This window comes from Ignavibacteria bacterium, from assembly GCA_013177855.1.
Taxonomy (GTDB): domain Bacteria; phylum Bacteroidota; class Ignavibacteria; order Ch128b; family Ch128b; genus Ch128b.
This window is the reverse complement of record JABLYA010000001.1, coordinates 1,301,893-1,320,485: the sequence shown is the minus strand read 5'-3', so window position 1 is coordinate 1,320,485 and position 18,593 is coordinate 1,301,893. Positions and strand designations below refer to the sequence as shown.

Sequence of the window (18,593 nt, the reverse complement as noted above, 5' to 3'; positions counted from 1 at the left end):
GTTTTCCAAGTTATTCAAAATTAAACTCTACATTTTCAGTTTATCCTTAGTCTATTTCAAATAACAAATCAAAAGTCTCAATCAACCTTTAGTAGATTTTTATTTTAATCAAAATAAGCAATATCTGTAGGTGGTGAAAAGTTCACAGTAAAGAATTGAAATAAATATTTAAAAAGCCGCTTGTAAAAATTTCTTTTATATACTTTTGAAATTTTATTATTTTAATTTGATTGTAATAATGAGAAAGGATTAAAGTCTATGAAGAGAAGCACAATTCTATTTTTCGCTTTATTATTATTCGTTCAACAACTCTTTACACAGGATAAAGTCCGTGTTTTTCTTGACAGCGTTTACTCAAACGCAGTTGGTGGATATAAGAGGTTCAATATCATTTTACCAAAAGATTATTTCAAGACAGATGAAAGATATAAAGTAATCTTTCTATTACATGGATACAGCGGAGATCATACAGATTGGATAAATCGAACAGGATTAGTTCAGTACTTATCAAACTATTCGTTTGTTGTTGTCACACCTGAAGCTGATAATAGTTGGTATACAAATTCACCAGTTCTAAAGAACAGAAATTATGAAGATTATATAATAAAAGAGTTAATTCCGTATGTCGAGAAAAGATATCGAGTAATCTCGACAAAACATGGAAGAGTGATTGCTGGACTTTCAATGGGCGGCTATGGTGCAATGAAATTTGCTATGAAGTATCCTCATCTGTTTTACTATGCAGGTTCATTTAGCGGAGCGTTTAGATGGCCCTCAATGATTGAAAAAAATAGAAACTTGCTTAATCAAAGTTTAAAAGAAGCATTTGGCGAAAAACGAACCGAACATTGGGATAAAAATGACCTTCTTGTTTTAGTTGACAGCATCAATACAGCAACTCTTCCATATCTTTACATTTCTTGCGGTAAAGATGACCCACTTGAAGGTCTTTTAGATTCAAATCGAAAGCTTGTAGAGAAGCTTCAAAAGAAAGGTGCGATGTATGAATATCACGAACTGCCAGGTGAACACAACTGGATCTTCTGGGACTTAGAAATCAATAACTTCCTTAAAAGATTATCTGATTATAAAATAATTAAGTGAGGGAATTCAGATGAGAAAAAACAAACTTGCCATTCTTTCTTTTCTACTATTCTTCTTTTTTACTAACTCAGTTTTACTTTCGCAAATTGAAATTCCAAGAAATATCCTTAATGCATATAAAAAAGGGACTCGTTCACTTGATGGTTCTCCTGGACCAAATTACTGGCAAAATTCATCTGACTATTTTATTGAAGCTAAATTTCTCCCCTCTGAGCGAAAATTGATTGGCAGAGAAAAAATCATTTACAACAATAACAGCCCCGATACATTAAATCGAGTTGTAATTCGAATTTACCAGGACTTATTTAAGAAAGGTTCACCGAGAGATTTCCAGGTAAATGCTTCTGATATTCATGATGGAGTAAAACTGAAAAAACTTTTAATCGAAGGAATACAGATTGATTTAAATGACAAATCAAAAGTTAATCAGTTTGGGACAAATCTTAACATAAAACTCGACTCTTCGCTGTTTATCTATCCAAAGTCTCAGAATTTATTTGAAATTGAATGGGAGTTAACCATTCCTAAATTTTCAAATGTTAGAATGGGGACTTATGATTCAACATCTTTCTTTGTTGCTTACTGGTATCCACAAATTTCTGTTTATGATGATGTTTATGGATGGGATGAGATACCTTACACAGGGACAGTTGAATTTTATAATGATTTCAATAATTACGATGTAAAAATCACTGTACCCAAAAATTTTATAGTATGGGCAACCGGAGTCCTTCAAAATCCTGCAGATGTTTTTAGTAAAGAAGTTCTTGAAAGATTTGAACAAGCTCAGAAGAGTGACTCTGTAATTAACATAATCAGATTAGAAGATATTGAATCAAACAGGCTAAAGACGAGTGATAAAGACCAAATTACATTTCATTACAAAGCACAATATGTCCCTGATTTTGCTTTTGCATTGAGTGATCATTATCTCTGGGATGCGTCAACTCTTGTTGTTGATAAAACTACCAATAGAAAAACCTTCATATCAGCAGCTTATAAAAAAGAATCAAAAGATTTTTACGATGTTGCAAAAATTGCTCGTGATGTGATTTATTATTTCTCCTATGAATTTCCACAAATTCCATATCCTTATCCATCAATGACCGTCTTTAATGGTCAAGGTGGAATGGAGTTCCCAATGATGGTTAATGATGGTTCTGTTCAGTCTTACGCTGCTGCGGTTGGACTAACATCTCACGAAATTGCTCACACTTATTTCCCATTCTATATGGGTATAAACGAGAAACGATTTGCCTGGATGGATGAAGGATTTGCAGTTATGCTTCCTTTCGATTTGCAGGAAAGATATTCTCAGGGTGATGGACCAAGAGCAGGTAATGCAACTTCTTATGAGAACTTTGCTGGCTCTGATGAAGAAATGCCTTTAATAACTCCGTCATTTTTACTGAGCGGCAATGCTTACCGGGTTGCTTCTTACAGAAGACCTGGTTGCGCTTATGACTTTCTAAGAGATATGCTTGGTAAAGAAAAATTTATATCTGTTATGAAGGAGTATGTCCGATTATGGAACGGTAAACATCCTTTGCCTTATGATTTCTTCTTTACTTTTAATAAATATGCAGGTGAAGATTTAAGCTGGTACTTTATACCGTGGTTCTTTGAAAGGGGTGTACCAGATCTCGCAATTGAAAATGTAAAACTTGTGAAAAACAAATTAAGTTTTGATGTTAGAAAGATTGGAAAAATTCCTGTTCCAGTTTCTATTAAAATTTTATTTGATGATAATTCAACTCAAGAACTTTACGAGACAACTAAAGTCTGGAAAAACAAAGATAAAATTCATTATGAGCTTAAAATTGAAAAGAAGCCAATTTCAATTGAACTTGGATCAAGAAAAATCCCTGATGTAGATAGATCAAACAATGAATATTATTTCGTGAAATAAACTTAAGAGCGGGGAGCGATTCGATAACTAAATTGCTCGCCGCTTTGTGATTTATGATTATTGAAAAATTAAAAGATCTCACAAACAATATTTCTCAATCAAATCTTAAAGTTTTTCTCATACTCACATTCTTTGTAACGGGTGTTTACTTCCAATCATTATCTTTTGATTTTGTTGCCCTTGATGATTATGATTTAATTGTAAACAAACAGCACATCTTAAGAGATCTCAAAAACATCCCTTATATTTTTCAGACAAATCTTTTAATCTCTGATTCTGGTGTTTATTACCGCCCGGTTGTAATGTTAAGTTTTATGATTGATGCCTTGATTGGTGGGAATGACCCGTTTATGTATCATTTATCAAATATAGTCTATCATTTAGTTGAAAGTTTTTTATTATTTCTATTGTTGAAAAGTTTAACTGAAAATAAATTCAAATCTTTTCTTTTAAGCTTGATATTTTCAATTCATCCTGCAATAAGTCAAGCTGTAAGTTGGATACCAGGACGAAACGACTCACTTCTTTCTATATTTTTAAGCCTATCTTTAATTGCACTAATTAAATCTCAATCAGCTGATAAGAATAATAAACAAATATTGATAATACTAAGTCTGATATCGTTCTTTATCTCTCTTTTAGTGAAAGAAAATGCTTTACTATTATTACTTTTCATTCTTCTGTATTTAATTTTTTTGAACAATGAAAAACTAAGTTATGTGAAAATCCTTCGAATCTTTTTGCTATACCTCATCCCTGTGATCATTTATTTCATATTGAGAACAAAAGCTGAAATTAAATCACTGGAAATTGAAAATCTTACCTTTTCTTTAACTGACTACATAAAAGGATTGATCAATTATTTCGGTAAAATATTTTTACCAATAAATCTTAGTGTATTGACTTTGCCTGAAAACATAAATCTTATTTATGGGATTTCAACATTTTTAATCTTTGCTCTTTTAAGTTTGAATGGAATACATAATTTAAAGCTTTATGTTTTTGGAATATTATGGTTTTTGTTTTTCTCAATCAGCGGAATGATAGGATTAATTGGTTTTACAAATTTTCTCGATCACAGGTTGTATGTACCAATTGCTGGAATTCTTATTTCATTATCTCAGATGAGAATTTTTGATCAATTAAAATCCTTCATCATATTTATTGCTTTAAGCATCTGCTTAATTTTCTTTGTTTATCTAAATCTCCAGCATACGAAAAATTTCAGCGACCCTTTAAATTTTTATGAATCTGCTTCTAAAACTTCACCAGAATCATTCTTTGTTCATCGTGGACTTGCAAATGTTTACCATCGAATGAATAAATATGATCTTGCAGAAGAGCATTACCGGCTCTCTATTTCTTTAAATCCAAACTCAGCAGAAACATTTTTGAATTTTGGAATAAACTTTAAAAAGAAAGGTATGCTCGACAGTGCAGAATTCTACTTTATAAAAGCAATTCAAAAAAATCCTGAACTTTCAACAGCATATAATAATCTTGGAAATCTTTATTTACAAAAAAACTTACTCGATAGATCAGAGCTTAACCTTAAACAGGCAATTCGAATCAATCCCAATTATTTCGAAGCTTATAATAATCTTGGTGTGCTTTACGCAAAAAAGAAGAATGACTTGCTTGCATACAAGTACTTTAGAAAATCTATTGATATAAATCCATTTTTTGCGGAAGGGTATTTTAATCTCGCCCTGTATTTTTTTAATCAAAATAAAATCGATTCAAGTTCTTACTATTATCAAAAGGCTGTTCAATTAGGTTTTCCTGAGAATAATATTCTAAAAGACAAATTGAAAAAGTGATTTGAATTTTTCGGTTATAAATCTTTTATCGCAACTTTGGAAACCACTTTCCAACTCTATTTTGATAATCTTTATATTCATCTAAATTTCTTAGAAGTAACTTTTCTTCAACATTTGCTCTGGCAACATAAAGAGGCACTTCAAGCACAATTGTAATTAAAAGAATTATCCAGTTTGAAAGGGCAATACCGGCAAATATGTCCTGCAAAATTTGAGATATATAAAATGGATGTCGAATAAATTTATATAAGCCTTTATCAATTACTTTGTGATTTTTATAAACTACAATATCAGGTGAGTAAAACTCACCAAGTTGTTTGGCAGAATAGATTTGTATCCAGGAGAATAAAGTATACATTAGAGCAGCTATTATTCTGACGAAATTAAAATTTGGATTTTCAATTTCGACACGCCCAAATCCAAACAAACCAGCAATTATCAATAAGAAGATGATCGCCGAGATGAGTTTCGGATAATTTTGCAAGTATGAGTTAGCTCTTGTTAAAACTGGCTGTAACTTTTTCTTAAAAGAGAAACTGGCAAGGGGAATGTTTGCAGAAAATGTGAGAACAATATTAATGATGATAATTAGATTAATTAAAATATCGTAGTTCATATTCTCATCTATCGTTTTTCAAAATTAATAAATGATTTCAAAACTAATCGAGGTTAATTGAGAGATTTTCCATATTTTTGTTGGCAAAAATTAAATTATGATAACATTAATTGAGGAAGAATGAGATGAACGAACAAATAACTCTATTAATTGGAACAGCTGCATCGCTTGGCTTCATTCATACGATTCTTGGAGTTGATCATTATGTACCGTTCATAGCTCTTTCAAAATCTCTGAATTGGTCAAAAATCAAAACGATCTGGGTAACGACTTTATGCGGAATTGGCCATGTTTTATCCACAGTTGTGATTGGAATAATTGGAATTGCTCTGGGTTTATCAATTTCAAAATTGGAATCTATAGAAAACGCAAGAGGTGAAATTGCAGGTTGGCTTTTGATCGCCTTTGGGCTTGGTTACACAATATATGGATTAATTAAAGCAAAGTATAAACATTCACACACTCATCATCACATTGAAGAAAATATCGTTCACTCTCACGAACACAATCATTTATCTGTTGAGCACAAACACATTCACAAAGAACCGGAAAAAATATCGAGCTGGACATTATTCATAATTTTTGTTTTTGGACCCTGCGAAGCTCTCATTCCAGTATTGATGATACCAGCTGCACAACATAGTATAAGCGGTTTAATCCTGGTGATTTTAATTTTTGGAACTGCAACAATTCTAACGATGCTTGTTATGGTAATTCTCGGCTTATATGGTATTGAAATAATTCCACAAAAGAAACTTGAAAAACATATTCACACAATAGCTGGATTGACAATACTTCTTTGCGGAATCGGAGTTCAGTTCCTCGGGTTGTAAAATTTTACTCCTGATCCTTTTCTGGATTTTCTTTAATTAATTTTGATGCCAGAATTGAAACAGTGATAGTAACAGCAATTACGCTAAGAGAAATATAAATTGGAATGTGATAAAACTCCGAAATCAACATTTTCACACCAACAAAAAACAAAAGAAAAGCAATTCCATATTTGAGATATCTAAATAGGCTCATTATTCCAGCAAGTGCAAAATAGAGTGCCCGCAATCCAAGAATTGCAAATATGTTTGAAGTAATAACTATAAATGGATCTCTTGAAATTGCAATTACTGCAGGTATCGAATCTATTGCAAAAACTATATCGGTTGATTCAATAAGCAAAAGCGTTAAGAAAAGATTTGTTATATAAAATTTTCCTTTTTCTTTGACAAAAAACTTGTGCACATTATCAGTTTTAACCGGGAAAAATTTTGAAGCAAGTCTCACGAAGAAATTTTTTTCTGGTTCTATTTTCTTTTCTGGTGTGAATGCCATTTTATAAGCTGTGTAAAGTAAAATTGCTCCAAATATATAAATCACAAAATCGAATTTTTCGATAAGTGCAACACCAGCAAGAATGAAAATTATTCTAAAAAAAATTGCTCCTAAAATCCCCCATTTTAAGATATGCGGTTGATCTCTATCTTCAATCCCCATTATTGTGAAAATCATTATAAAAACAAAAAGATTATCAACCGAGAGAGATTTTTCTATCAAATATGCTGCTAAAAACTCCATCGCTTTTATATGGCCATTCGGGAATTTAAAATAAATCGAGATGTTGTAGAGCAAAGCAACCCCAATCCAGATTGCACTCCATATAAAAGCTTTTTTTATTCCCAGTTTGGTTTTTCTATGATCTGTGAACCATAGGTCAATTGCGAGCATTATTGTTACTACAACAACAAAAATTATCCAATACCAGAGTTGTGTTGTCATATTTACACCAAATTTTTACAAATTTAATTATTTGATAGAAGATATATTGAGAAGATTTCATTCACAATTCAACAATTAATTCAACGAATAATAAATTTTTATTATTATTACTAACAAAACATAGAATTCAAAGGAAGCTTATGAGGAAAGCACTTTTACTTTTTTCAAATGGATTAGACAGTTTGCTCGCAGGGAAGATAATCCAATCACAGGGAATTGAAGTCATACCCGTAACTTACATCACACCATTTTTCAACTGGAAATATTATGAAGATCCAGACTCATTTTACAACTACTGTAAATCACATGGATTTGAAAAAGCTTTGCTTATCAATCTAACCGAAGATTATCTAAAAATTTTACCAAAACCGAAATATGGATTTGGGAAATACGCTAATCCCTGTATTGCCTGTAAAATTTTGATGCTTTCGAAGACTAAACAACTTTTAAAAGAACTTGGTGCCGATTTCTTAATAAGCGGTGAAGTTGTCGGTCAACGTCCAATGACTCAAAATAGATGGGCAATGGAAGTTATCAGAAAAGAAGCGGATGTTGATGATTTACTTTTGAGGCCACTATCAGCAAAAATATTACAACCAACATTACCAGAAAGACTCGGCTGGGTTGATCGTAATAAACTGTACGGATTTCAAGGACGAAACAGGAAATTTCAATTACATCTTGTTAAAGAATTTGGAATTCAAAACTTTTCATCACCGGCTGGAGGTTGTCTTTTAACAGATCCTCAAATTGGAACAAGAGTTTTGAAAATTTTAAATGAGCAAAAACCTCTCAATGAAACAACCGCTCAACTTATAGTTCTTGGCAGACATTTTATTGATGAAAACAAATGGATTGTTCTTGGTAGAAATGATGCTGAGAATAAGAAGATATTTAAGATCGCTCAAAATAAATTCAAACTTTTTACATTAACCGAACCTGCTCCTATTGCTGCAATTTTGGATGGAAATCCTGATCAAAATGAAATCAAAGATTTACTTATAAAATTTTCAAAGAAAGCACAGGATAAGATCAAGGCCGGAGAAAGTGTTGATTTGATTCCTGCTAGTGAAGAAGAATTCAAAGATTAATTTGATTTGGCTCCCAATAGACTTAAATTAATAATCAACTTCACCATTCAATAAAGATTTGAGTTTAGATAATTCTGAAAAGCTAATGGATAGATTGTTTTGTCAATCTAATTTGTTCAATCAAATAAATTTTTAATTACCCAGTGAAAAGTTTAATCTCTCATTATAAAAAAGATGAGATTTATTTTGCCTTTTTCTTGATACTTATATTAAATTAACAAAAAATATGGAGTGATTATGAAATTTAATTTTTCTCTCCTTTTAATATTTTTTTCTCTCGCGGGTTTTCTATTCTCACAGGATGAAAAAATTCCAGAAAAGAAGTTCGATCACAATCCAGGAAGATTGTTTTCGATTCCTACAGCAGATGTTCAAAATTCATTAGACTTGGCATTATTAGTTGGAGGCTCATTTGGACTTGAAAATTCAGATGGATTTCTTGGTTCTGTTTCATTTGGTCTCGGTGGTTATGGTGATATTGAGGTTAGCACAGCGAGCTTACTTGGTTCAGTTTTTAGCAAGACGGAAAATTTTGCATCAATTGCTCTAAAAATTAAAATCATTGGAGAAAGAGAGAACATCCCCGGCATTGCTGTTACTTTGAGAACTAATAACGATTGGTATCAATCGTCAAATTTTGATTTGAAGGAAAAGAAACCAGAACTCGCTCAATTTGGATTGAGAAGCCTTACATACGATACAAGAATTACGCATTTAATTATTTCATTTTCGAAAAAAATGAATGATTTTTCAAGAGTGCATCTGGGATTTGGAATTGGTGATCTTCGTTACCGTAATCTTAAATCATATTTTGTTGATTCATTCTTTATTGACCAGAGTGAAAAAATGAAAAATACTTTTTATGGGGCTATTGGTTTTGATTTTCAGTTGAGTGAAATTACTTATTTGATCGCAGAAGCTCAAACAATTCCTTATTTCAAAGTCGATCCAAAAACCGGTTTGATCTCTCCGGATTTAAGAAAAGTTTTTTCAGGCGGATTAAGAGTTGGAATAAATCGCTGGCTTTTGCTCGATAGTGGTTTTCGTTATCAGGATAATTATCGAGGACTAGCAGATACGGAAGTAAAAATTTCTCTTCAAGCATTTATAAATGTAATTAAATAATGGGTTTATAGTTTCTAAAATAGGTCGTCGCTACGCGACTTTATTTTTGGCTGTTCAACATTTTTCCTACAAAGAGGTCGTTGCTACGCGACTTTTTTTGATGTCGTTCATCATTTTTTCTACAAAGAGGTTGTCGCTATGCAACTTCAATTTTTATCCAAAGTACATTCTTCACTACAAATAGGTCGTTGCTCTGCACCTTCACATTTTCATAAATAATTATTTAGTGCATCAACCAGGTTACAGTTATGCGATTTCTTTTAAAATGTCTGTAGGTAAGTTTTTGTCTTTATTGAAATTTAAAGAAGCTTCGTTAGAAGCGTCCTATTTGTAGAAAAGATATAAAACGAAAAAATACCAAAGCTCCATCGGAGCGACCTATTAAAATTAAATTAGAATTATCTAGTCTTTTTATGAATCAGCCCAATTGAACTGGCTCTTTGGCTTTTATCGTTTCTTTTTTGTCGTAATTATGAAATATATAATTAACCACGAATTGGTGAAATTATTATAGAATGAAATTTTCGCAGAAAAAATTAAAACTCCGAAGGAGTGACATTATCAGATTGAACACAAAATTCTAGTGTCAAAAATTTTTTCTGTAATCAGATTTTTAGATAATTTCATCCCTTCTGGATTAGGTTCTCAATTAATCGAAATTAAATCAATATCTTTTGTGATCTATTTACACCAACTTCGAAGGAGTTGAATATGATTAGCCCCGAGTTGCACTCGGGGAAATAATGTCAAAAGATGTTTCCAACCCTGAAGGGGTTGAATGTGAATTTCAAAATTTTTTTAATGTCTGTTCTGCAATTGAATTTTTAAGATCGTTTAGAACAAATTCTGTTATAATTGAACCCCTTTGGGGTTCTATGAGTTTTTGTTCTCATATACCCCCAATGCGATTGGGGGTTATTCACATTAAACCCCTGCGGGGTTTTTATATTTATTTTTGTTTTATGTGTAATTGTTTTTTCTATAATAATTTCATCCATTCTGGATTTGATTTTTTATTCGGCACTTAATTCGTTCTACAAATAGGTCGTCGCTACGCGACTTTATTTTTGGCTGTTCAACATTTTTCCTACAAAGAGGTCGTTGCTACGCAACTTTTTTTGATGTCGTTCATCATTTTTTCTACAAAGAGGTTGTCGCTATGCGACTTCAATTTTTATCCAAAGTACATTCTTCATTACAAATAGGTCGTTGCTCTGCACCTTCACATTTTCATAAATAATTATTTAGTGCATCAACCAGGTTACAGTTATGCGATTTCTTTTAAAATGTCTGTAGGTAAGTTTTTGTCTTTATTGAAATTTAAAGAAGCTTCGTAGAAGCGACCTATTTGTAGAAAATACAAGAAACAAAAAACCTAAGCTCCATCGGAGTGACCTATTTGTAGAATTAACCACGAAGTGGTGAAATTATTGTAGAATGAAATTTTCGCAGAAAAAATTAAAACTCCGAAGGAGTGACATTTTATGATCAATGGTAGAAATCAATCATATATTTCAATCGAATTTTAATTTTGATATAATTTCATCCCTTCAGGATTTTGTTTTTTTGGGGGGACTGCAATTTTATCTTCAATTTTTCTGGCCTTAATAATTTTTTTTCTCAAAAAGCTTCCTTAGAAGCAACCTATTTGTAGCGAAAGGAAAAAGAAAAAAATATCAAAGCTCCCTTAGGAGCGGCCTATTACATATTCTTTATTAGAATTTTATTTACAAAATCAGCATCACCTCTTACATGAATTAATTCACCTCTAAGATGGATAAGTTTACCTTTGACCTGAAAAAGTTCACCCTTGACCTTAAAAAGCTAACCTTTGACCTGAACAAGTTCACCTTTTACCCGAACTAGTTCACCTTTGAGGTGAATTATTTCATCTTTAAGATAAACAAGTTCAACTTTGACCTGAATTAGTTCATCTCTGACCTGAATTAGTTCAATTCTAAGGTGAATTAGTTCAACTTTAACTTGAATTAGTTCAACTTTGAGGTGGGAGGGGGTACCTATATAGGTGGATACCCCCGCCTGTATAGGTAGGGGTATCATAAATTCAATAAATAAATATGTCAGAATGTCAACTAATTGTCAGTCTGGCAATACTTTATTGTGGATTTGGATTGTTACCTGATGATTTTGATTTTCCTTGTCCTGTAAATCGCTTACCAAGTTCATTAACTATTACATCTGTCCCAGGAACATTTGACTTTGCAGCTGACTTCGCAGAATTATAAAATGCTAATGCAGATACATATGCCTCACTCCCTACTGCTGTGTATGTATCGCTCAATTTCTCGTATAATTGTCCAACTAAATTTAATATCTCTCTTAATGATTTACTCAATTCTAAATCTTTCCTTAATTCATCTAAATTTATATATGGAGGAACTAAATTTGGGTTTAAATTTGAAAGCTCTAAAGCTTTCTCTACAAATGGAATTGTTTTATCACCCATCTTTGGAAGTTCCATCCTCTCTTCCGGTGTCAGATTGATCAAAAATGGAAGTTTTTGATTTATTTGATTAATTAGCTCTATGATTTCATTCTTTTCATTGTCTTTTAATTCATAACTAATGTTTTGGTATGGCATTGTTAATCTCCTTCTTTTGTTTTTGTGAATAATAATTTTCTATTAATTCTAAGAATGCTCTTAATTGTATTTAGTACAAATTCAGTTCAATCATGATGATTTAAAACAATAAAAGCCAGCTCAATTGAGCTGGCTTTTAATCTCTAAATTACTTCAACACAACCATCTTCTTTATTGAAGTAAAATCTCCTGCTTTCATCTGATAAAAATATACCCCGCTGCTCAATCCAAATTTCCCAGCATTAAGTTCTATTTCATACTCACCTGCATCTTTGACTTCGTTTACAAGTGTTGCGACCTCTCTTCCTACTATATCATAAAGCTTTATCATCACAGGCTTTGTCTCTTTTACTGAGTATCTGATCTTTGTTACTGGATTAAATGGATTTGGATAGTTTTGTATCAACTCATAAGAATAAACTTTCTCTCCAAGTAATCCTTTGTAATTTATTTCCTTTCTCGCTTTTTTCTTCGAAAGATTATAATTGGCATCACTGAACTTATCTGAAAGCGAATAATATGGATCTACATTATTTGTTATAACAAGCCGCAATTGAACCATTCGCTCACCAAGTCCAGCTGTGTTAACATAGTAATTTATGTTCTCATATTTCGATACACTCTCCGAATTATAACTAACCTCATCAAATACTCCAAGCAATTCCTTTGTGTTGTAATCTATTAATTCTATTCTAAACTTTATGTAATCCGTATTTGTCAATGCCTCCTTCAATGCACTCGAATCTGTTACCCCATACTTTATCGAATAAACAAATCCTGAATTATCATTAACCATAAAAGGCTTACTTATTAAATACCTGTTTGCATTCTCAAGTGTTATTAGTCCTGTTGTATCCGGAATTTCAACAAATCCTACCTTCTCATCTCCTACTTTTATCTCACCAATTGAGTAATAAACATCTGCTCCCTCTTTGCTTACAATTCCTTCTCGACTATCCTCTGTTACTACTAATTCCTCAGGTATTATATCTCCATATATTGCTCTATAATTAATCGGATATGGCAACTGTGATGTATTTATCACAAATGCATACATATCCTCAGGAACTATACCATTTGTAATATGAACATCCACTCCTCTTAAATTACCAAGCTGGTATATTACCCTTATATCTCTCGAATCCACATATTGTACTGGAAGATCATTCCCCCTCGTCCAGGCAAATGTCCATCTCGTATTACAACAATTTATACTTACACTTTGTACATCATCCCCAAATGAGTAAAATACACCTTTATGGGCAAGTGAAGTAAATACTGCCCGACTTTCGTCAGGGACATAATAATTTTCAACAGGATAGAATTTTCTTTGTCCTATAAATCCTATATGGGCTAGATAATTATCTACTGCAACAATATTTCCATTTGTACATAACTCATACCCACTGCCTTTACTTATTACAACATAATCATAAAAATAATTTGCATTTAAATCTGTCGGCATGAAACCAATTTTTAAATAGCAAATATCTGAACTTATCTCATTGTATCTATCTTCCCAAATTAAATGAATAAAAGTTTGTTCAGGTGCTGTGTTATTTGTACCAGATTTTACAATGCTTAAAGATGGATTTATCGATATATTACTTGAATAATTAATATTATCTTCTAATGTTATCCAATAAGTCCCATTAAATAATAATCTTAAATATTTTAAAGGCTCGTTATCTTTATATTTATAAACCATAATAATATTTTGATCATAAGCACCTATTACAGGTTTAGCATCAACTCCACTTTCAATCTCAATCGGATAATAAATATTAGATAAATTTCCATTTTCATCAATCATATAAAATAAAATTGCATTGTCATTACCATCTCTTTGATGGCTGGCTATGTAAATTTTATTTTGCCAGCTATCGATAGAAAAACTTATAACTTCTGTTTCGTAATTGATAACTTTTGGTGCATACCAGGTTACTCCGTTCACACTCTTCTCATACCACAACTTACCCATACTTATATAAAACACATGCAAATGTCCATTGGATGTTCTTATTACTTTCCTCTGTGATGTATTTGAAAGAGCATTTGCCTGATTAGTCAATAAACTTCCTTTATAATTTGCACTTACAACAGCTCCGTCTTGTTTGAACACAACTCCTGTCTCAAGTGCATTTGCATTTTGAAAATCTGCACTACCTTGCGGAGTTGCACTCCAGTTCTGAAAATAAAATTTGTGTGTCCTGCCCGTTTGCTGTAAGTATATATCCTGAACTGCATCTGCTTTTAAGGAGTAGTAGGGTTGTCCTGGCATATGATAATCTTGATTTAAGAAGACGCCTTTGTAAACATCGCCGTTGTAGCTTGTTGTGTAATCGGGATAGAAGGGCGAGGGTCTTTGTTTGAATGGTGCATCCATTCCACGGTTACGCAAAGTATTTCCGTATAGCGGATCGGGATAATCAATCAACCACGGGTCTTTGAAGTGAATAATATCATTTGCAGGGTTTAATCCAGCTACTTCCGGAAAGTCGTTTTTGATTGTTAAACCTGAATAAGTTGGATTAAATCTGGATGTATAATTAAAATCATTTTGTTGAATTGTAAATGAATGGTGATTATTCACATCCGTTTCAATTTCAAAATTTCTTTCCCATCTATTATACTTTTGATTAGATATTATTGACTGATCGCCCAGTATAGTTTGCTGTGAGTTAGCTGGGAAATTAAATTGGGTGCCCGGATTGAAAGTATTGCCCCAATGGTTATCTTCCCATTTCTTTAAAATGCCAATTTGTTGATTACTGCTGTTTCTTTGATCAACTGTTACAAGTACATTTACTGATAGCATGGATGGGCGATACTGAGACATCATTTGGTTCATTCTTAATGATTGCCCCGAGGTAAAATGATCCATACAATTGTCATAAGTATAATCCATAAAATTATGGATTGGATCTTCTCCAGGCTGCGGACAAGTATTTCTACCAACCGGACATTCAAATGCTGGTCCAACTTCATACGGCGTATCATCTACATCATCCCCAGGTTCATTACAACCATTTTGGAAAGTATGAAAAAGCCCAACAAAATGTCCAACTTCGTGTGTACCTGTATCACCTTCATTATAATTTATTGCTGATCCTCCAGGCAGACTACTAAATAATACAACTACCCCATTCATATAACTATCCTCTGGATAACTCCAAGGGAATGTTGCATATCCTAACAATATGTTACCATATTCATCTTTGGGAGCTGCACAAGTATAGAAATTCAAAATATGTGCAGGGTCAACAGCAAGGGTGTTCTTCATATCAATTTCTTGTTGAGAGCCCTTGGTATGAGTAGTCCATGAAGTATTATTTACTCTCTCAATACTATGCAGTGAAAATCTGAAATTTGTATTTGCAAAACTGGAATTTAAAACTGCAATTTGATCCATTATCTGCTGATCAGTAACATCCGCTGTACCATTATCGTATCTAATTATGTGAAATGCAATGGGTATTGTCGTTATTGTTCCTTCAGTTACTCGGTTACCGGCTCCAATCCATTGATTAAACGCATCCCTTAATTGCTGGACTTCATTCGGTGTCAAGTCCTGAACACCGCACCGTATTATTTGGCTATAAGTTAATGATGATAGCATCAGAATAATAATAGTCATAAAGGATAGTTTTGAATAATAACTCTTCATTTTTAATCTCATTTAATTTTATCAAAAATTAATTTTATTTTTGTTATGCAAACAAAAAGAATAAATCACCTGAATAGGTGGTTATTCAGTATAGCTGTGTTTGCTTTTTTCTCCGTATAACAGAGGGAAATAACGAACAGTGATATTAAATGCATCACTGTTCTTATTTTTAGGTGGACCCCTTTGCATTTTTATGCTCTTTTTGTTAATTAAATTTTTTACCTATCAATACTTTTGCTTTTTGCATATTACCACCAACAACACAAACCAAATTATCATTTACTGCTACTGATGTGTAGCTACCATTAAACCATCCCAATTGATCAATAAAACTTTTCCACCTGAATCCGTTGAAATGTAATAATTCTCCGAAAGCTCCCACAATGAACACATCATTCAATCCATTTCCTCTAATGCAAGTTGTTGCATAATGTGTTATATCTAATGGACCATTTTTCCAAAAACTGTCCGAAAGAGTTATCTTCTCATAAATACCAGATCCAACAACATAGTAATGTCTATTTGGAACAAACCATACACTCCATAATTCCCATTGAATCGGATAGTAAGAAATTTCAGTAGATGTATTTCCAGCTATCTTATAAATACCTTTTCCTAACGGATTATTACGTGTACAAACAGCAAGTATTGTCAACTCACCTGTCTTAGGGCAACTTGCACCATAAATATCAAGAAACTGCAAATCTGTCCCACTTTCTATCCTTGTCCACCTCACTCCATCCCAGTGCACTATGTTGCCATTGTTGCCTACCGCATATAAATCCTCACTCGAGCTGCCCCAGAGCTTGTTGATGGCACCAGTGAGCAAAGGATTTATGCTACATTCAGCAATCCATCTATTTCCATCAAACCACCACATTCCTCCACCTGATGTAACAACAATTTTATTTGATGCAAAAGCATAAATTGATCTCAAAGGAGCATAATCAATTGAACTGCATTTGCTATACGTATATATCCTCTTCAACTCCCATTTCGTTCCATCCCAGTGGACTGCGTTGTAGGTTGTGTAACCGTTTATGCTCGTATCGGCTATGTTTATCTCTCCCACTGCCCAGATATCATTCTCATCTATTATAGCCACATCATATAATGTGCTGCTGCCTATCGTTCCAAACTCCCAGCTCTGCCAGCTAAAGTTGTGGCTTGTGGTGTCCATTGTCTCAAAATTTATTCTTTCACTTGTAAGCTCTTCACCATTATTTGATTTTACTTTTACATATACTTCATATTTTTTCTTGGGGAGTAAATCTTCTATGTAAAAAGTTGTATCGGTTGATCCAAAAACATTTAAGCTCTTATTAAGAAAATTATCTTTATACAAATCAACTCTTACAGGGAATTGTAAATCATTAATTTTCAAATTAAACCAGGCTTCTGTGCAGCTGGCATCTTCAAATGTGAAAATGATTTTATTATTTTCATCTGGATTAACAGGTGAAGATTTTTTGCAGGTGAGTGTAGTAAAGAAAAAGAATGTAATAAACAAAACCAGATTTATGTGTTTAATAATTTTAAGCATAAACATCCCTCAAGAAATTTTTTAGATTGTTTGTGTTGTAATAATAAATTAGTGATTTGTATGAGTGTGTGTGTGTGGGGGGGGGAGAAATGGAATAAGAAAAAATTTTTTTGAGTTAATTTGTTTCATTTAATTTTTCCAATTCCTAATTGATTATATAAAATATAAAAGAAATTGTCAATATCGGTGGTTGATTTTGTTAAACTGTAACTTTTTTTGAAATGCATTTTCTATAAATGTTATCAGGCTTCAATTAATTTAATTTTACAGCAGACATTCACTTTTTGTCTGTAAAAGGGAATGTCACCATGAGCTTTTGGTAGGGGTGTGATATTATTGTTTTTTGCTCTCATAGTTCAATAAACTCAGTATGACAGTGGAAATTTTAGGTCATCCTGAGCTTGTCGAAGGATGATCCAAAAGAATGTTTCAAGTTTTATTGCTGTCAGGCTTCGACGGGCTCAGCCTGACAAAGAATTGTCATCTTGAGCCCTGACGAAGGATGACGATACTTTTAAAATTTTGTATTCACTCGCTGTCATAATTCGATGAACTCAGCCTGACAGCGGAATTGTCATTCTGATAGTGGGAAATGGAATACTTTGAACTTTTCCAAAAGAAATATATGCTAATAATTTGAAGTAGCTTATCCTCGAAGAAAAATTTATATAATTGTCAAAATGAAATTATCTAAACTCTCTGTCAATAATATCAATCTCTTCGGGATATTTAATTTTTCCAAAAGGAGTCTGAATTGTTGGTTGGGCTTTGAGGGTTATACGAGAAAGATTTGGATTTTTCCCTCCAATGGCTAAAGCAAGATTAAGTATGTTTTCAAAACCTCTCTGGCTGAAAAACTTGTAAAGATCAAGCTCAACAGTTATTGGGAAAATTGTTGTTTCACCAGTTCCGGGAACTGAAATTGGTCTTGCAATATTTCCACTTAGAGTCTCAACATCATCAATGATAAGTCGCCATTTGAAATCAACAATATCAAGATCTTGTCTTGGATATCCACCGCCATCATTTGGATTCATTGCTTCAATGTTAAGATTGAATTTAACGGGCAGGCTTCCTTTGGCAATTGAATTAAGCAATTGAGCAGAATCAAAAACATTAAAATCTTTCAATGATGATTTATTACTAATGTTAATCCCATTGATTGTAAAATCGCTGACATTGTATAATTTGAATTTTAATCTTGAAATGTTTGTAATCTGTTTAAAGACAGAACAGCTCTGGAAGCTAATCGAGATGAGAATAATTATTAAGAAATATTTTTTCATAATATTCCTCATGGTTGATTTCTTAGTTATTCAAGTTTTTTAAAAAAATTTTTAAATCTA

General features: G+C 32.5%; 13 protein-coding genes and 2 pseudogenes. 6 read left to right on the top strand and 9 right to left on the bottom strand.

Translation table 11 applies throughout. The annotated features are described in order from the left end of the window. Window positions 1-258: 258 nt before the first annotated feature. From HPY57_05575 to HPY57_05565, 3 genes are read left to right on the top strand one after another with little or no spacing between them, the layout of a single operon-like run. Window positions 259-1,104 carry an esterase family protein gene (locus HPY57_05575; GenBank protein NPV11245.1) on the top strand — a complete coding sequence of 282 codons (846 nt, stop codon included), beginning with the start codon at window positions 259-261 and terminating at the stop codon, window positions 1,102-1,104. Window positions 1,105-1,114: 10 nt separating this feature from the next. Next, window positions 1,115-3,013, top strand: coding sequence for a M1 family metallopeptidase (locus HPY57_05570; GenBank protein NPV11244.1), 1,899 nt, complete (start codon window positions 1,115-1,117; stop codon window positions 3,011-3,013). A 53-nt stretch (window positions 3,014-3,066) separates the two neighbouring features. Continuing rightward, window positions 3,067-4,833, top strand: coding sequence for a tetratricopeptide repeat protein (locus tag HPY57_05565; protein ID NPV11243.1), 1,767 nt, complete (start codon window positions 3,067-3,069; stop codon window positions 4,831-4,833). 25 nt (window positions 4,834-4,858) lie between these two features. Here the strand turns inward: HPY57_05565 and HPY57_05560 are convergent, their stop codons facing one another. Beyond that, entirely contained in the window at window positions 4,859-5,449 is a 591-nt protein-coding gene (locus tag HPY57_05560; GenBank protein ID NPV11242.1) for an isoprenylcysteine carboxylmethyltransferase family protein, read from the bottom strand. 125 nt (window positions 5,450-5,574) lie between these two features. Here HPY57_05560 and HPY57_05555 point away from each other — a divergent pair, with 125 nt between their 5' ends. After that, a complete protein-coding gene (locus tag HPY57_05555) occupies window positions 5,575-6,282 on the top strand; it encodes a hypothetical protein (protein NPV11241.1) in 708 nt (235 codons plus the stop codon). Between the two features lie 4 nt (window positions 6,283-6,286). On the opposite strand, the gene HPY57_05550 is transcribed toward HPY57_05555, so the two are convergent. Continuing rightward, window positions 6,287-7,219 (bottom strand): TerC family protein, encoded by a 933-nt coding sequence (locus tag HPY57_05550; protein ID NPV11240.1) that lies wholly within the window; start codon window positions 7,217-7,219, stop codon window positions 6,287-6,289. A gap of 140 nt (window positions 7,220-7,359) precedes the next feature. Between HPY57_05550 and HPY57_05545 the strand changes: the two genes are divergently transcribed. Further along, window positions 7,360-8,310, top strand: coding sequence for a hypothetical protein (locus tag HPY57_05545; protein NPV11239.1), 951 nt, complete (start codon window positions 7,360-7,362; stop codon window positions 8,308-8,310). A gap of 237 nt (window positions 8,311-8,547) precedes the next feature. Continuing rightward, a complete protein-coding gene (locus HPY57_05540; protein ID NPV11238.1) occupies window positions 8,548-9,435 on the top strand; it encodes a hypothetical protein in 888 nt (295 codons plus the stop codon). A gap of 1,824 nt (window positions 9,436-11,259) precedes the next feature. Here HPY57_05540 and HPY57_05535 read toward each other — a convergent pair. The 7 genes and pseudogenes from HPY57_05535 to HPY57_05505 form a co-directional block, all read right to left on the bottom strand. Beyond that, window positions 11,260-11,496 carry a hypothetical protein gene (locus HPY57_05535; GenBank protein ID NPV11237.1) on the bottom strand — a complete coding sequence of 79 codons (237 nt, stop codon included), beginning with the start codon at window positions 11,494-11,496 and terminating at the stop codon, window positions 11,260-11,262. A 55-nt stretch (window positions 11,497-11,551) separates the two neighbouring features. Then, on the bottom strand, window positions 11,552-12,037 hold the full coding sequence (locus tag HPY57_05530; protein ID NPV11236.1) for a hypothetical protein: 486 nt from the start codon (window positions 12,035-12,037) through the stop codon (window positions 11,552-11,554). 148 nt (window positions 12,038-12,185) lie between these two features. Next, window positions 12,186-12,599: a T9SS type A sorting domain-containing protein gene (locus tag HPY57_05525; GenBank protein ID NPV11235.1), complete on the bottom strand. Its 414-nt coding sequence runs from the start codon at window positions 12,597-12,599 to the stop codon at window positions 12,186-12,188. A gap of 1,458 nt (window positions 12,600-14,057) precedes the next feature. After that, a pseudogene (locus HPY57_05520) lies at window positions 14,058-14,318 on the bottom strand (hypothetical protein). A gap of 555 nt (window positions 14,319-14,873) precedes the next feature. Continuing rightward, window positions 14,874-15,716: pseudogene (locus HPY57_05515) on the bottom strand (zinc metalloprotease). A gap of 193 nt (window positions 15,717-15,909) precedes the next feature. Then, on the bottom strand, window positions 15,910-17,247 hold the full coding sequence (locus HPY57_05510) for a glucosyl transferase (GenBank protein NPV11234.1): 1,338 nt from the start codon (window positions 17,245-17,247) through the stop codon (window positions 15,910-15,912). Between the two features lie 686 nt (window positions 17,248-17,933). Next, on the bottom strand, window positions 17,934-18,533 hold the full coding sequence (locus tag HPY57_05505) for a hypothetical protein (GenBank protein ID NPV11233.1): 600 nt from the start codon (window positions 18,531-18,533) through the stop codon (window positions 17,934-17,936). Window positions 18,534-18,593 lie beyond the last annotated feature (60 nt).

Bases quoted from the DNA above. Each gene is read 5' to 3' on its own strand.
- HPY57_05575 (NPV11245.1), top strand. From the start codon at position 259: ATGAAGAGAAGCACAATTCTATTTTTCGCTTTATTATTATTCGTTCAA.
- HPY57_05570 (NPV11244.1), top strand. From the start codon at position 1,115: ATGAGAAAAAACAAACTTGCCATTCTTTCTTTTCTACTATTCTTCTTT.
- HPY57_05565 (NPV11243.1), top strand. From the start codon at position 3,067: ATGATTATTGAAAAATTAAAAGATCTCACAAACAATATTTCTCAATCA.
- HPY57_05560 (NPV11242.1), bottom strand. From the start codon at position 5,449: ATGAACTACGATATTTTAATTAATCTAATTATCATCATTAATATTGTT.
- HPY57_05555 (NPV11241.1), top strand. From the start codon at position 5,575: ATGAACGAACAAATAACTCTATTAATTGGAACAGCTGCATCGCTTGGC.
- HPY57_05550 (NPV11240.1), bottom strand. From the start codon at position 7,219: ATGACAACACAACTCTGGTATTGGATAATTTTTGTTGTTGTAGTAACA.
- HPY57_05545 (NPV11239.1), top strand. From the start codon at position 7,360: ATGAGGAAAGCACTTTTACTTTTTTCAAATGGATTAGACAGTTTGCTC.
- HPY57_05540 (NPV11238.1), top strand. From the start codon at position 8,548: ATGAAATTTAATTTTTCTCTCCTTTTAATATTTTTTTCTCTCGCGGGT.
- HPY57_05535 (NPV11237.1), bottom strand. From the start codon at position 11,496: ATGATACCCCTACCTATACAGGCGGGGGTATCCACCTATATAGGTACC.
- HPY57_05530 (NPV11236.1), bottom strand. From the start codon at position 12,037: ATGCCATACCAAAACATTAGTTATGAATTAAAAGACAATGAAAAGAAT.
- HPY57_05525 (NPV11235.1), bottom strand. From the start codon at position 12,599: ATGGTTCAATTGCGGCTTGTTATAACAAATAATGTAGATCCATATTAT.
- HPY57_05510 (NPV11234.1), bottom strand. From the start codon at position 17,247: ATGCTTAAAATTATTAAACACATAAATCTGGTTTTGTTTATTACATTC.
- HPY57_05505 (NPV11233.1), bottom strand. From the start codon at position 18,533: ATGAAAAAATATTTCTTAATAATTATTCTCATCTCGATTAGCTTCCAG.